The sequence below is a fragment of the Pantoea sp. RG18 genome, assembly GCF_025910075.1.
In the GTDB taxonomy this organism is placed as follows: Bacteria; Pseudomonadota; Gammaproteobacteria; order Enterobacterales; family Enterobacteriaceae; genus Pantoea; species Pantoea agglomerans.
The window spans coordinates 1,194,572-1,209,358 of the sequence record NZ_JAPCIL010000002.1 but is presented as its reverse complement, the minus strand read 5'-3'; the positions used below and the strand labels follow the sequence as shown (position 1 = coordinate 1,209,358).

The window sequence follows — 14,787 nt, the reverse complement described above, 5'->3', positions numbered from 1 at the left end:
TCAATGATTTGGCACTATTGCCTGCGCCTGACCATTACTATACGATATCCCCATCGCCGCATATTCTGGCATTAAAATGAAAATTCATCTTTCGGCCGACTATCAGTCGGAAATCTGGTTTTATCCTGTCTGTGATGTTAATGGGCGACTGACCGCTGTCGAGCTGGTCACGCAGTTTGTGCATGAAAGTGCCCCCATCACCCTGCCGCAGGATCTGTTGCTGCCGCAGCTCGATGAGTCGCAGCAGCTGCGCCTGCTGCAAAGTCAGATTGGATTGCTGGAGCAGAATCGCGGCTTTTTTGAAGCGCATTCCGTGTCAGCATTTATACGTATTGATGAAGGCATGGCCCGGACGCTGCTGGCCAGTGAATTAGTGATGCGCAAAATAAAGCAGTTGCCATTCATTCTGTTGAATATCACTGAAACGTTTCCGCAACTAAAACTGGGAAAAAATAATCCCCTGCTGGCAAGCCTGCATGCTGAGTTTAATTTAGCGATTTCTCATTTCGGCGCGGGTAAGACCCCCTCTAATGCGGTCTACGATAATTTATTCAGCTGCATCTGCCTGGACAAAGAGTTTATTCATTCGCTGGCAAAGCGCGCTTCATTCGTGCCATTTATTCAGAGCATTATCGATAATTTCCGCGCCCATTGTGACCGCCTCATTATTTGTGGCATTGATGACGACGTGCTGCTGGATAAAGTCAGCCAGCTGAGCGGTGCCGAGTTTCAGGGTTCGCTCTTCCCGGTGGTAAAATCTGACGCGCTGCATTCACTGATCTGCGCCGACGATCGTGTGCCATCCGCGCAGCATCCCGGCTGATACTTCCTGTTAATCCCCGCTATCAGCGTTACACTAGAGGACTAACCTTAAGTAACGCTGTGCATCGCATGGGAGAAACAATGTCCTCAGGCAAGGCCTCTTTCGACAACACCTGGTTCCGTGAACTTACCGGGTGTTACACCGCGCTGAACCCCACGCCACTGGCAGGCGGACGCCTGCTGTATCATAACGCACCGCTTGCAGCCTCAATGGGGCTGGATAGCGCGCTCTTTGCCGATAAGGGTCATGCCGTCTGGCACGGTGCCGCACTGCTGCCCGGCATGCAGCCGCTGGCGCAGGTCTACAGCGGCCATCAGTTTGGCGTCTGGGCGGGCCAGCTTGGCGACGGGCGCGGCATTCTGCTGGGTGAGCAGCGTCTGGAGGATGGCAGCAAGCTGGACTGGCATCTCAAGGGCGCAGGCCTGACGCCTTATTCCCGCATGGGGGATGGTCGTGCCGTGATCCGTTCCAGCGTGCGTGAGTTTCTCGCCTCGGAAGCGCTGCATCATCTGGGCATTCCCACCACGCGTGCGCTGACGCTGTCGATAGGTGATGAGCCGGTCTACCGCGAAACAACAGAGCGTGGCGCGATGCTGATGCGCATTTCACCGAGTCATCTGCGTTTCGGTCATTTCGAGCATTTCTTTTACAGCCAGCAGCAGGAGAAAGTGCAGCAACTGGCCGACTACGCCATTCGCCATCACTGGCCGCATCTGGACGCTGAAGCAGACCGCTATCAACAGTGGTTTACCGACATTGTGTTACGCACTGCGCGTCTGATTGCGCTGTGGCAGAGCGTGGGCTTTGCTCATGGAGTGATGAACACGGACAACATGTCGATTCTGGGTCTGACCATCGACTATGGCCCCTTTGGTTTTCTGGATGATTATCAGCCTGACTTCATCTGTAATCACAGCGACTATCAGGGGCGCTACAGCTTTGAAAATCAGCCAATGATCGGTATGTGGAATCTTAACCGGCTGGCACATGCGCTGTCGGGTCTGCTGACCACCGAGCAGTTGCGGACGGCACTGAGCGCCTACGAACCTGAACTGATGCGGGTCTGGGGCGAACGGATGCGGGCGAAACTCGGTCTGCTGACGCAGCAGAGCAGCGATAATGAGATTCTGACCGATCTGCTGGCACTGATGACGCAGGAGCATAGCGATTACACCCTGACGTTCCGCCTGCTTAGTGAGACGCAACAGGCTGACAGCCGTTCACCGCTGCGGGATGAGTTTATCGATCGTGAGGCGTTTGATAGCTGGTATCAGCGCTACCGCAGCCGTCTGATGGATGAGCAGGTCAGCGATGCAGAACGTCAGGCCGTGATGAAGGCGGCCAATCCGGCGGTGATTCTGCGCAACTATCTGGCTCAGCAGGCGATTGAAGAGGCGGAGCGGGGAGAGCAGGGGGCGCTGGCACGTCTGCATCAGGCGTTACAGCAACCCTTTAGCGATCAGACAGCCGCTGAATATCGTCAGCGGCCGCCAGACTGGGGCAAAACCCTGAAAGTGAGCTGCTCCAGCTGATGCAGACTCAGAGGCGGTGAGAAACCGCCTCGGCCAGCAGGGCGAGCACCTTTTCGCTCTCCTGCCAGCCGAGGCAGGGATCGGTAATCGACTTGCCATAGACCAGCGGTTCGCCGCTGACGACTTTCTGATTGCCCTCTTCCAGGAAGCTTTCAATCATCACACCAGCAACGGCCTGCGATCCCGCTTTAATCTGTTCTGCCACCTCTGCCGCGACATCCATCTGACGACGATGCTGCTTCAGGCAGTTACCGTGACTGAAGTCGATCACCAGCTGCTGTGGCAGATTAAACGCCGACAGACTTTCGGCTGCGGCGGCGACATCACTGGCATGATAGTTAGGCTGTTTGCCGCCACGCAGGATCACATGACCATGCGGGTTGCCGCTGGTCTGATAGATAGTCATCTGGCCCAGCTTATCGGGCGAAAGGAACATGTGGCTGGCGCGCGCGGCGCGAATCGCATCCACGGCAATCTGTACGTTACCATCGGTGCCGTTTTTAAAGCCGACCGGGCAGGAGAGGGCCGATGCCATTTCGCGGTGGATCTGGCTTTCGGTGGTGCGTGCGCCAATCGCGCCCCAGCTAATCAGATCGGCAATAAACTGGCCGATCACCATATCCAGGAATTCCGTGGCGGTAGGCAGGCCCAGCGCGTTGATATCAATCAGCAGCTGGCGGGCGATGCCTATGCCGCGGTTCACATCGTAGCTCCCATCCAGATCCGGATCGGAGATTAAGCCTTTCCAGCCCACTACGGTGCGCGGCTTTTCAAAGTAGGCGCGCATCACAATCTCCAGCCGATCTTCATAGCGGCGGCGTAACGCGTTCAGACGCTCAGCATATTCCAGTGCCGCTTTCGGGTCGTGCAGCGAGCAGGGGCCAATCACCACCAGCAGGCGGGGATCTTCACCAGTCAGAATACGGGCAATACGTTTACGGGCAGCGGTGACATTGTCGGCAATTGCCGGAGAGACAGGATGCTCAGCCGCCAGGCTGGCGGGGGTAATCAGACTACCAATGCGTGCGGTACGCAGTTCGTCGGTTTTGTTCATGGGTTTCTCGAAAACGGTTCTTCGCAGCGGTGAAATACCGGGAAGTGATGGTGGTCACAATAAACCATTAGTCTGCGAATTCAACCCGGAATTTAATAATGAAATCAAAAGCGACGGCAGCGCCGCTTTACAGTTCAGCGCCGGTTACCCATCAGTACATGCGGCGAGTCAGGCCCATAATGTCGAGAATTTTGGTCGCAATCTCCTCCACGGAGTAGTTGGTGCTGTTGAGATAGCGGATCTGATGAGTGCGAAACAGCGCTTCCACTTCGCCCACCTCCAGCCGGCACTGACGCATCGAGGCGTAACGGGTATTTTCCGCTCGCTCCTGACGTATCGCAGCCAGCCGTTCCGGATCGATGGTCAGCCCGAACAGTTTATTCTGATGCGCGCGCAGCGCGGGCGGGAGTTTAAGGTTATCCATATCGTCGGCAATGAATGGATAGTTGGCGGCGCGAATACCAAACTGCATTGCCAGATAGAGGCTGGTGGGGGTTTTGCCACAGCGCGAGACGCCTAACAGAATCACCTGCGCATCTTCCAGCCCGCGCAGCGAGATGCCGTCATCATGCGCCAGGGTATAATCGATGGCCGCGATACGTGCGTCATATTTACCCAGGTTACTGGCATCCAGTCCATGGGTACGGTGTGCCACCGGCGCGGGCGATAACCCCAGCTCCTGCTGAAGCGGGGCGACCAGCGCCTGGACGATATCCTGACAAAAGCCGTCACTCTGTACGATGATGTCGCGCACTTCCGGCGTCACGATGGAGAAAAAGACCAGCGGCCGGACACCGCTCTGCTGATAGAGCGCGTTAATCTGGGCTTTAACCGCCAGCGCCCGCTGAACATTTTCCACAAACGGCAGCGTCAGGCTGGTGATATTGACCGGAAACTGCGACAGCACCGCATGACCCAGCACCTCAGCCGTAATGGCCGTACCATCGGAGATATAAAAAACGCTTCTGTCAGTTGTCATAACGAAATCAGCCTCAGACAAGAGTGAGCATTCAGCATGGGCCATGCGATTAAATAAATCATCTCTGATTTTAATTTCTGGAATGTCTGTCCGGATTATTTGTCTGTCGTTTCATCACGATACTAAAAATGAAAGGGTGGCTCGTTGAGCCAGCATTCTTTTTAATCCGTCGTTAAGCCGCAAATAGCCACGCAGTTGTTGCGCAACAAAACTGAATGCTTAAGTGGCTGAAAATCTGCCATTTCCTGTGGCATCAATCATTTAGAGAAAAAAGGCGACTTTGCGCAACAGCAAAATAATGCGCTCACAATTCCGAAACTGTGGCTGAAATTCTGCTTTAACGATTCAACAGATCGTTATTGAGAGGGTGATATGCCAGGCTGAAGACAGATTACTCCCTGTGTCCATTCATTGATAATTGATAAAGGATAAGCTCAATGTCCAGTAAAGGCGAACAGCCACTCGTGCTCTGGTATAACCAGCTTGGCATGCATGATGTTGACCGGGTGGGGGGCAAAAATGCCTCTCTGGGTGAAATGATTACTAATCTGTCGTCGCTGGGCGTTTCCGTGCCCAACGGTTTCGCGACCACATCCTACGCCTTTAACCTGTTCCTCGATCAAAGCGGGCTGAATCAGCGCATTTATGCGCTGCTGGATGAGACCGATATTGATGACGTTGATGCACTGGCAAAAGCGGGTAAGCAGATTCGTCAGTGGGTCGTGGAGACACCGTTCCTGCCCGAGCTGGAGTCCGCCATTCTGGACGCCTATAAGCAGCTTTCTGCTGATGATGATGCCGCGTCGTTTGCCGTGCGCTCCTCTGCAACCGCAGAAGATATGCCTGATGCCTCTTTTGCCGGCCAGCAGGAAACCTTCCTGAATGTACAGGGCATCGACGCCGTCATGGTGGCGGTAAAGCATGTCTTCGCCTCGCTGTTTAATGACCGCGCTATCTCCTACCGTGTGCATCAGGGCTATGACCATCGTGGTGTTGCGCTCTCAGCGGGAATACAGCGCATGGTGCGTTCAGACCTGGCCGCCTCGGGTGTGATGTTCACCATTGATACCGAGTCCGGCTTTGATCAGGTGGTCTTTATCACCGCCGCACTGGGGCTGGGGGAAATGGTGGTGCAGGGTGCCGTTAACCCGGATGAGTTCTATGTGCACAAGCCAACCCTGGCAGCCGATCGTCCGTCGATTGTGCGCCGCAATATGGGCTCGAAAAAGGTTCGCATGGTCTATGCCGCTTCCCAGGCGCATGGCGAGCAGGTGCGGATCGAAGATGTGCCTGAGGCCGAACGCGACCGTTTCTGCCTGAGCGATGAGGAAGTGCAGGCGCTGGCGAAGCAGGCGGTGCTGATTGAACAGCACTATCAGCGCCCGATGGATATTGAGTGGGCCAAAGATGGGCACACCGGCAAACTGTTTATTGTTCAGGCGCGCCCTGAAACCGTACGTTCAAATGGTCAGGTAATGGAGCGTTATACGCTGCAGGGGCAGGGCAGCGTTGTCGTGGAAGGTCGTGCTATCGGTCATCGTATTGGCGCAGGCGTTGTGAAGGTCATCCACGATATCAGCGAAATGAACCGCATAGAAAAAGGCGATGTGCTGGTGACCGACATGACCGACCCGGACTGGGAACCGATCATGAAAAAGGCGTCAGCGATTGTAACTAACCGCGGCGGACGGACCTGTCATGCTGCGATCATCGCGCGTGAGCTGGGCATTCCGGCAGTGGTGGGCTGTGGCGATGCCACTGACCGGCTGAAAGAGGGGCATAACGTCACGGTCTCATGTGCCGAAGGTGATACCGGCTACGTTTATGATCAACTGCTCGACTTCGACGTCACCAGTTCGCAGGTCGATTCACTGCCTGAACTGCCGCTGAAGATCATGATGAACGTGGGCAACCCCGATCGCGCCTTTGATTTCGCCTGTCTGCCTAACGAAGGCGTGGGTCTGGCGCGGCTGGAATTTATCATTAACCGTATGATCGGCGTCCACCCTAAAGCGCTGCTGGAGTTTGACCAACAGACGCCGGAGCTGCAGCAGCAGATCCGTAAAATGATGAAAGGATTTGATGATCCGGTGGAGTTTTACATCGCTCGCCTGACTGAAGGAATTGCCACGCTTGGCGCCGCTTTTGCGCCGAAACGCGTAATTGTCCGACTTTCTGACTTTAAAACCAATGAATATGCCAACCTGGTGGGTGGAGAACGCTACGAGCCGGAAGAGGAAAACCCGATGCTGGGATTCCGGGGTGCGGGTCGCTATGTCGCTGACAGCTTCCGGGACTGCTTTGCACTGGAGTGCGAAGCGGTGAAACGTGTTCGCAACGAGATGGGCCTGACAAACGTCGAGATTATGGTTCCGTTTGTGCGCACCGTTGAGCAGGCGAAGGCTGTGGTGGAAGAGCTGGGGCGTCAGGGACTGAAGCGCGGCGAGAACGGGCTGAAGATCATTATGATGTGCGAGATCCCGTCAAATGCCCTGCTGGCGGATCAGTTCCTGGAGCACTTCGATGGCTTCTCTATTGGCTCAAACGACATGACTCAGCTGACGCTGGGGCTGGACCGCGACTCTGGCGTCGTCTCCGCGCTGTTTGACGAGCGTAACGAGGCCGTGAAGATGCTGCTTTCAATGGCCATAAGGGCCGCGAAGCAGAAGGGGAAATATGTCGGAATCTGCGGGCAGGGACCGTCAGACCATCAGGATTTCGCCGCATGGCTGATGGAAGAGGGCATCGACAGTCTGTCACTGAACCCGGACACGGTGGTGGAGACCTGGGTGAGTCTGGCGCAGTTAAATAAAACAGCCTGATACGGGTTGTTAGCACTCTTCAGGGCCCGCTATGCGGGCCTTTTCTGTTTATATCTGGTCAGATTCAGGCAAAAAAAAAGCCCATCACAGGGGATGGGCAAAGACTACACACAGCAATTCTTTACTCTACTCAGGGGAATGAGATTGTCTGAAAATCATCAGGTTGATTTCGAACATAGGAAACATGTTATTCATACGGCTGGCTGTCGTCTTTAAGAATCCTCTTATTAGTTTAAAGCCAATAATCTTTTGTGACCTTTACTTCGCCATTTGGCTTAAGAAACAGTGCAGAAAGTAATCTTTTTTGGCCCGAAAAGGTCACTTTCAGGCCAAAGGTGGCTTTTTTCTTAAAAATCGCTAATGGAAAACAGAATTTATCTGATCTGAGAGAAGGGGTGCGGTTAATCATCATTAACCGCACTAATCAATGCTTATGGGGGTAGCGGCGCAGCGGGTTATTGCATCCCATCATACAGCAGGCGGGGTATCCTCGTGATCCGCCAGGGCATCAGCCACGGCCAGTTGGTCACTATCCGGGGCAGGCGCTTCATGAACCCAGACGGAAACCAGACGATAAGAGACCGCCAGAACCACTGGCCCGATAAACAGACCAATCATCCCGAACGCAAACAGTCCACCAATAACACCAGAAAGAATCAGGATCATCGGCAGATCGGCACCCATACGGATCAGCATCGGGCGCAGCACGTTATCCATCGTGCCGACCACACAGCTCCAGACCAGCAGCACCGTTCCCCATGTCGTATCTCCGCTCCAGTAGAGGTAGATAATGGCGGGAACCAGCACCAGTAGCGGGCCGAGCTGTACCAGACAGCAGAGGATCATCAGTACCGTCAACAGCGTGGCGTAAGGAATGCCGGAGATCGCCAGACCGATACCGCCCAGCACGCCCTGCACCAGCGCCGTCACCACTACGCCAAGCGCCACGGCACGAATGGACTGCGCCGCCAGCAGTACGGCGGCATCACCGCGCCGTCCCGCCATGCGGAAAGCAAAGTGACGAATGCCCTGGGCAGCCTGTTCGCCACGCCAGTAGAGCAGCACGCTGAACAGTAACATCACGCCCAGATGGATCATAAAGCGTCCGAAATGGCCGGCCTGCGCGACAAAAAAGCCGGTGGTACGGCCGATATAGGGCTGTATTTTCGCCATGACGCCGGCACCGCCGCTCGCCACCAGCGTGTCATAACTGACATAAAGCTTCTTGCCGACCATCGGGACATCGTTGAGCCATAACAGTCGCGGCATCATATGCCCCTGAGTAACCCAGGCAATCACCGGCGCGCTGTTATCAATCAGGCTGCTGACCAGCAGGGCGATAGGGATAATAAACAGCAGCAGCAGCAGCAGTGTCATCACGATCACCGCCAGGGAACGGCGTCCCCATAACAGTCGCTGAAATTTCAGCATCAATGGCCAGGTGGCAATCACCACCATGCTGGCCCAGGCAAAGCCCAGAATAAACGGCTGCACGACCCATAAACAGGCGACAATCAGCAGCAGAATGAACATCAGGGTGAAGAGTATTTGCGGTAAATCCATATCCCGGTACTGGCTTTTCATCATTGACTCATAACCTCGTCTTAATCCTTCATTTTCAGGCATTCGGATGCCCGTTTTTATCATGATCTATTTGCTGAGGTTTAAACAGAGTTGCGGAGAAAGGTTTTTGCCTTTTCTGAAAAAAGGGCAGGCGCAGGAAAAATATGATAAAACGAGAAATCGCTAATCTATAAACGCAAACGTTTACAACACCTTCGGTCAGACAATCATGATCCCACAGATTTCGCAGGCACCGGGCCTCGTTCAACTGGTGCTGACGTTCCTTGAGTCGTTGAAAGAGCAGGGTTTTACCGGTGACATGGCAACCAGCTATGCCGACCGTCTCTCACTCTCCACCGATAACAGCATCTATCAATTGCTGCCCGACGCGGCGCTCTTTCCGCGCTCGACTGCGGATGTTGCGCTGCTCGCCCGCGTGGCCGGAGAAGCGCGCTTTGCCAGTCTGGTATTTACCCCGCGCGGCGGCGGTACCGGCACCAACGGTCAGTCGCTGAATCAGGGGATTGTGGTGGATATGTCGCGCTACATGAACCGTATCCTGGAGATCAATACCGATGAGGGCTGGGTGCGGGTTGAAGCGGGGGTGATCAAAGATCAGCTTAACGCCTGGCTGAAGCCATTCGGCTTTTTCTTCTCGCCGGAGTTATCCACCAGTAACCGTGCCACGCTGGGCGGCATGATTAATACCGATGCTTCCGGCCAGGGCTCACTGGTCTATGGCAAAACCTCGGACCATGTGCTGGGCCTGCGCGCCGTGCTGCTGGGCGGCGATATCCTTGATACGCGTCCAATGGCTACCGCGCTGGCTGAAACCCTGGCGCAGACGGCGACGCCCGAAGGCCGGCTCTATCAGCAGGTGCTGACGCGCTGCCGCGAGCATCGTGCGCTGATTCTGGAAAAGTTTCCAAAGCTGAATCGGTTCCTGACCGGATATGACCTGCGCCATGTCTTCAGCGACGATATGCAAACCTTTGACCTGACGCGCCTGCTGTGCGGCGCAGAGGGCACGCTGGCCTTTGTCACGGAAGCGCGGCTTGATATCACGCCGCTGCCTAAAGTGCGCCGACTGGTGAATATCAAATATGACTCCTTTGACTCCGCCCTGCGCAATGCGCCTTTTATGGTGGAAGCGCAGGCGCTCTCGGTAGAGACCGTTGACTCTAAGGTGCTGAACCTGGCGCGCGAAGACATTGTCTGGCACTCAGTGCGCGAATTGATCGCCGATGTACCCGACAAAGAGATGCTGGGCCTGAATATTGTTGAGTTTGCCGGCGACAACGCCGCGCTGATCGATCAGCAGATTGAACAGCTTTGTGGCCGCCTTGACGCACTGATGGCGCAGCAGCAGGGCGGCGTGATTGGCTATCAGTTCTGTAACGACCTGGATGGCATTGAACGCATCTACAACATGCGTAAAAAAGCGGTGGGTCTGTTGGGAAATGCCAAAGGCCGGGCTAAACCCATTCCCTTTGTGGAAGATACCGCGGTCCCACCGGAAAAACTGGCGGACTACATCGTCGAGTTTCGCGCGCTGCTCGACAGCCACGGGCTGAGCTACGGCATGTTTGGCCATGTCGATGCAGGCGTACTGCATGTGCGTCCGGCGCTGGATATGTGTGATTCGCAGCAGGAGATGATGATGAAGCAGATCTCCGACGAAGTCGTAGCGCTGACAGCGCGCTACGGCGGCCTGCTGTGGGGTGAACATGGCAAAGGGTTTCGAGCCCAGTACAGTCCGGCATTCTTCGGTGAGACGCTGTTTAACGAATTGCGCCGCATCAAAGCGGCCTTTGATCCGCTCAATCGCCTGAACCCGGGCAAGATCTGTACGCCATACAACAGTAATGATGAAATGATGCAGGTCGATGCGGTGAAGCGCGGAACCTATGATCGTCAGATCCCGTTAACGGTCCGGGATGAATGGCGTGGCGCGATGGAGTGTAACGGCAACGGGTTGTGTTTTAACTTTGATGCCCGCAGCCCGATGTGTCCCTCCATGAAGATCACCCGCAACCGCATTCACTCGCCCAAAGGGCGGGCAACGCTGACGCGGGAGTGGCTGCGGCTGCTGGCCGGGCAGGGCGTCGATCCGCTCACCCTGGAAAAGCAGCTGCCCGAAAATCGGCTGTCGCTTCGCACTCTGATTGCCCGTACCCGCAATAGCTGGCACGCCAGCAAAGGGGAGTATGACTTCTCGCACGAGGTGAAAGAGGCGATGTCGGGCTGTCTGGCCTGCAAAGCCTGCTCTACCCAGTGTCCGATTAAAATTGACGTGCCCGCTTTCCGCTCGCGCTTCTTACAGCTCTACCATACCCGTTATCTGCGTCCGGTCAGCGATCACCTGGTGGCTGCAGTGGAGGGCTATGCGCCGCTGATGGCGAAAGCACCGAAAGTATTTAACTTCTTCCTGCGCCAGCCGTGGCTGAAAGAGATAAGTAAAACCCATATTGGTATGGTCGATCTGCCGCTGCTTTCGGCCCCTAATCTGAAACAGCAACTCAGTGGTCATCCCGCCATGAACATGACGCTGGAGCAGCTGGAAGGGCTGTCAGCCGCTGAACGCGCAAACTGTGTGCTGGTGGTGCAGGATCCCTTTACCAGCTTCTATGAGGCGCAGCTGGTTAACGATTTTGTCAGGCTGATTGAGAAACTGGGCTACCGGCCCGTGCTCCTGCCATTCTCGCCAAATGGCAAAGCGCAACATGTGAAAGGTTTCCTGCACCGTTTCGCCCGCACGGCATCCCGCACCGCCGATTTCCTGAATCGGGTGGCAAAACTGGGGTTGCCCATGGTCGGTGTCGATCCGGCCACGGTGCTCTGCTATCGCGATGAGTATCGTCAGACGCTGGGCGAATCACGCGGCGACTTTAACGTCCTGCTGGTACATGAGTGGTTAGAGCGTGCACTGGCAGAGCGTGACGTGCAGGCCACGGGCGGAGAATCCTGGTATCTGTTTGCACACTGCACCGAGGTGACCGCGCTGCCCTCCACACCGAATCAGTGGCAGGCGATCTTCTCCCGTTTTGGCGCGAAGCTGGAGAACATCAATGTTGGCTGCTGCGGTATGGCAGGCACCTACGGTCACGAAAGTAAGAACCTTGAAAACTCGCTGGGGATCTACGCGCTCTCCTGGCATCCCCAGCTTCAGCGCCTGCCACGCCAGCGCTGCCTGGCCACTGGCTATTCGTGCCGCAGTCAGGTCAAGCGTGTAGAGGGCAACGGAATGCGTCATCCGCTTCAGGCATTGTTAGAGCTAATGTAAAAAAATTGTGCGCGACGTCACGCCCTGGCTGGATTAGAATATCCAGCCTGCGTGACGCATGAAGTCACTTTGCAGCGCAGTGGCCTGGTTCCACTCCCCGACCATTGCCAGTTGATGGCAGAGGCGGGTCAGGGACAATCGCGCCAGTTGATAAGCCTGAAGGCGAAACAGGCGATCGCGATCGCTGTTTCCCATCTCCTGCACCAGTCGGTGATGCAGTTTACCCATGGCATGCAGGTAACTCTGGTCGTCACCGTTCAACTGGCAGATTTCTGCCATATCCTGACAGGCATCGTTAAACTGACGTAGCTGATGAATCGTGCAGTCGGCCCGGTCGAGCTTTGCCTGCGCCATATAAAAGTCGACGGTGATATCACGCACCGCAAACTGATATTCGTCGATTTTGTGCTGCAGCCAGGCTGAGACAGAAAGCGTCATAACGCCACCCTGAATGTGAATGATAATAATTATCATATTCAATTGGGCTGTGATTGCAATTGGCGGGCAGAAAAATTTATCGATTTATCCTGCCTGTCGGTATAATCGGAAATAACAATCTGTTTACATCGCAGAAAGGCGTAACCTATCAATAAGCATTTTTATCAAAAATGGTTATTTAAAAAAGAGTGATTTATTAATAGGTTAACACTGGCTTATTTATGCTGACGCGCTCACCACAAGGTGAGCTGAAGAGGCTATGCTTAATAATTAAGCAAATAAAACCGCACAAGATGATTATCCCTGCAAAACAAGAGGTTGAAGTGATTGGTCAGATCATTACCATAGGGGGATAGCCTGAAAAGGTCCGGACTCAAGAGGTATCAACATGGCATCCGTTAATACAGACTCTTTCTCACCCGACGATTTTGTCTGGAAAGGGCTGACGCTGACTGAAACCGCAGCGCAACAAATTCTCAATCTGGCGGCTCAGGACCCCGATGTCAAGGGTCTGCGGCTCGGCGTAAAACAATCCGGCTGCGCCGGTTTTGGTTACGTCATGGATCTGGTGAAAGAGCCAGTCGAGGATGATTTGCAGTTCTCATTCCATGGCGCAACGCTGTTTGTGCCGCTACAGGCGATGCCATTCGTTGATGGCACCGAACTGGACTACGTTCGTGAAGGCCTGAATCAGATTTTTAAATTCAATAACCCTAAAGCTCAGCACGCCTGCGGGTGCGGTGAGAGCTTTGGCGTCGAGTAAGTGAAATATGTCACGACACAGCGAAACATCTGACGATGTACAAATCTGGGAAGGCAAGCTCAACTACAAAGAGGGCTTCTTTACCCAACTGCAAACCGAAGAATTTGCCAACGGCATCAATGAAGATGTGGTGCGGGCGATCTCGGCCAAGCGTAACGAGCCAGAGTGGATGCTGGAGTTTCGTCTTAAAGCGTTTCGTGCCTGGCTTGAAATGGAAGAGCCACACTGGCTGAAAGCGCACTACGAAAAACTCGACTATCAGGATTACAGCTACTACTCCGCGCCTTCCTGCGGCAACTGTGATGACAGCTGCGCATCAGAACCCGGTGCACTGCAGGCTTCAGGCAGCGCGCCAGCCAGCGATTATCTGACACAGGAAGTGGAAAACGCCTTTAATCAGCTGGGTGTCCCGGTGCGTGAAGGCCGTGAAGTGGCGGTTGACGCCATTTTTGACTCCGTTTCGGTGGCGACCACCTATCGCGGCAAGCTGGCGGAGCAGGGGATTATCTTCTGTTCCTTTGGCGAAGCGATTCAGGAGCACCCGGAGCTGGTGAAGCAGTATCTCGGCACGGTTGTTCCGGCGAACGATAACTTCTTTGCGGCGCTGAACTCGGCGGTCGCCTCTGACGGTACCTTCGTTTATATCCCGAAAGGGGTGCGTTGCCCGATGGAGTTGTCTACCTATTTCCGCATCAACGCAGCGAAAACCGGTCAGTTCGAACGCACCATCCTGATTGCTGATGAAGACAGCTACGTCAGCTACATCGAAGGCTGTTCAGCGCCAGTGCGTGACACCTATCAGCTGCACGCGGCCGTGGTGGAAGTCATCATCCACAAAAATGCCGAAGTGAAATATTCGACGGTTCAGAACTGGTTCCCGGGCGGCGAAGGTGAGGGGGGTATCCTGAACTTCGTGACCAAGCGCGCGCTGTGTGAAGGCGACCACAGCAAGATGTCCTGGACACAGTCTGAAACCGGCTCTGCTATCACCTGGAAATACCCAAGCTGCATTCTGCGCGGGGACTATTCGGTGGGTGAATTCTACTCAGTGGCACTGACCAGTGGTCGTCAGCAGGCCGATACCGGCACCAAGATGATCCACATTGGTAAAAACACCAAGTCGACCATCATCTCCAAAGGGATTTCGGCCGGTAAAAGTCAGAACACCTATCGCGGACTGGTGAAAATCATGCCAACCGCGACCAATGCCCGTAACTTTACGCAGTGTGACTCGATGCTGATCGGTCCTGATTGCGGCGCACATACTTTCCCGTATGTGGAGACCCGCAACAATACCGCTCAGCTTGAGCATGAAGCCACGACATCACGTATCGGCGAAGATCAGATGTTCTACTGTCTGCAACGCGGTATCAGTGAAGAAGACGCCATCTCGATGATCGTGAACGGCTTCTGTAAAGACGTATTCTCGGAGTTGCCACTGGAATTTGCTGTGGAAGCCCAGAAATTGTTAGCCATCAGCCTTGAGCACAGTGTGGGCTGATGCCGTCACACGCGTTGCCGGAAGCAATG

At 54.8% G+C, this 14,787-nt stretch carries 10 protein-coding genes and 1 other RNA gene; 6 read left to right on the top strand and 5 right to left on the bottom strand.

The features are described from left to right. Window positions 1–76 precede the first annotated feature (76 nt). Window positions 77–823, top strand: coding sequence for an EAL domain-containing protein (locus tag OK409_RS06100; RefSeq protein WP_033771627.1), 747 nt, complete (start codon window positions 77–79; stop codon window positions 821–823). Between the two features lie 80 nt (window positions 824–903). After that, window positions 904–2,355: a protein adenylyltransferase SelO gene (locus OK409_RS06095; protein WP_264366864.1), complete on the top strand. Its 1,452-nt coding sequence runs from the start codon at window positions 904–906 to the stop codon at window positions 2,353–2,355. A gap of 7 nt (window positions 2,356–2,362) precedes the next feature. Here the strand turns inward: OK409_RS06095 and OK409_RS06090 are convergent, their stop codons facing one another. Both OK409_RS06090 and OK409_RS06085 read right to left on the bottom strand, forming a co-directional pair. Beyond that, window positions 2,363–3,409 carry a 3-deoxy-7-phosphoheptulonate synthase gene (locus tag OK409_RS06090; protein WP_010670032.1) on the bottom strand — a complete coding sequence of 349 codons (1,047 nt, stop codon included), beginning with the start codon at window positions 3,407–3,409 and terminating at the stop codon, window positions 2,363–2,365. Window positions 3,410–3,560: 151 nt separating this feature from the next. Further along, window positions 3,561–4,388: a pyruvate, water dikinase regulatory protein gene (locus tag OK409_RS06085; RefSeq protein ID WP_010245652.1), complete on the bottom strand. Its 828-nt coding sequence runs from the start codon at window positions 4,386–4,388 to the stop codon at window positions 3,561–3,563. Between the two features lie 437 nt (window positions 4,389–4,825). Between OK409_RS06085 and ppsA the strand changes: the two genes are divergently transcribed. Continuing rightward, window positions 4,826–7,210, top strand: a complete 2,385-nt coding sequence (ppsA, locus tag OK409_RS06080; RefSeq protein WP_264366863.1) for a phosphoenolpyruvate synthase — start codon at window positions 4,826–4,828, stop codon at window positions 7,208–7,210. A 69-nt stretch (window positions 7,211–7,279) separates the two neighbouring features. Here ppsA and rprA read toward each other — a convergent pair. Both rprA and ydiK read right to left on the bottom strand, forming a co-directional pair. Beyond that, an RNA gene (rprA, locus tag OK409_RS06075) (antisense sRNA RprA) lies at window positions 7,280–7,387 on the bottom strand. A gap of 291 nt (window positions 7,388–7,678) precedes the next feature. Continuing rightward, a complete protein-coding gene (ydiK, locus tag OK409_RS06070; RefSeq protein ID WP_033771631.1) occupies window positions 7,679–8,797 on the bottom strand; it encodes an AI-2E family transporter YdiK in 1,119 nt (372 codons plus the stop codon). Between the two features lie 205 nt (window positions 8,798–9,002). Between ydiK and OK409_RS06065 the strand changes: the two genes are divergently transcribed. Beyond that, window positions 9,003–12,056, top strand: coding sequence for an FAD-binding and (Fe-S)-binding domain-containing protein (locus OK409_RS06065; RefSeq protein WP_264366862.1), 3,054 nt, complete (start codon window positions 9,003–9,005; stop codon window positions 12,054–12,056). Between the two features lie 33 nt (window positions 12,057–12,089). On the opposite strand, the gene OK409_RS06060 is transcribed toward OK409_RS06065, so the two are convergent. Then, complete coding sequence (locus OK409_RS06060; RefSeq protein WP_010670035.1) at window positions 12,090–12,494, bottom strand: hypothetical protein; 405 nt, start codon at window positions 12,492–12,494, stop codon at window positions 12,090–12,092. Window positions 12,495–12,882: 388 nt separating this feature from the next. Here OK409_RS06060 and sufA point away from each other — a divergent pair, with 388 nt between their 5' ends. Continuing rightward, window positions 12,883–13,257 carry a Fe-S cluster assembly scaffold SufA gene (gene sufA / locus OK409_RS06055; RefSeq protein WP_010245637.1) on the top strand — a complete coding sequence of 125 codons (375 nt, stop codon included), beginning with the start codon at window positions 12,883–12,885 and terminating at the stop codon, window positions 13,255–13,257. Window positions 13,258–13,264: 7 nt separating this feature from the next. Then, window positions 13,265–14,758: a Fe-S cluster assembly protein SufB gene (sufB, locus tag OK409_RS06050; protein ID WP_010245634.1), complete on the top strand. Its 1,494-nt coding sequence runs from the start codon at window positions 13,265–13,267 to the stop codon at window positions 14,756–14,758. Window positions 14,759–14,787 lie beyond the last annotated feature (29 nt).

Bases quoted from the DNA above. Each gene is read 5' to 3' on its own strand.
- OK409_RS06095 (WP_264366864.1), top strand. From the start codon at position 904: ATGTCCTCAGGCAAGGCCTCTTTCGACAACACCTGGTTCCGTGAACTT.
- OK409_RS06065 (WP_264366862.1), top strand. From the start codon at position 9,003: ATGATCCCACAGATTTCGCAGGCACCGGGCCTCGTTCAACTGGTGCTG.
- ydiK (WP_033771631.1), bottom strand. From the start codon at position 8,797: ATGATGAAAAGCCAGTACCGGGATATGGATTTACCGCAAATACTCTTC.
- OK409_RS06060 (WP_010670035.1), bottom strand. From the start codon at position 12,494: ATGACGCTTTCTGTCTCAGCCTGGCTGCAGCACAAAATCGACGAATAT.
- OK409_RS06085 (WP_010245652.1), bottom strand. From the start codon at position 4,388: ATGACAACTGACAGAAGCGTTTTTTATATCTCCGATGGTACGGCCATT.
- OK409_RS06090 (WP_010670032.1), bottom strand. From the start codon at position 3,409: ATGAACAAAACCGACGAACTGCGTACCGCACGCATTGGTAGTCTGATT.
- sufA (WP_010245637.1), top strand. From the start codon at position 12,883: ATGGCATCCGTTAATACAGACTCTTTCTCACCCGACGATTTTGTCTGG.
- OK409_RS06100 (WP_033771627.1), top strand. From the start codon at position 77: ATGAAAATTCATCTTTCGGCCGACTATCAGTCGGAAATCTGGTTTTAT.
- ppsA (WP_264366863.1), top strand. From the start codon at position 4,826: ATGTCCAGTAAAGGCGAACAGCCACTCGTGCTCTGGTATAACCAGCTT.
- sufB (WP_010245634.1), top strand. From the start codon at position 13,265: ATGTCACGACACAGCGAAACATCTGACGATGTACAAATCTGGGAAGGC.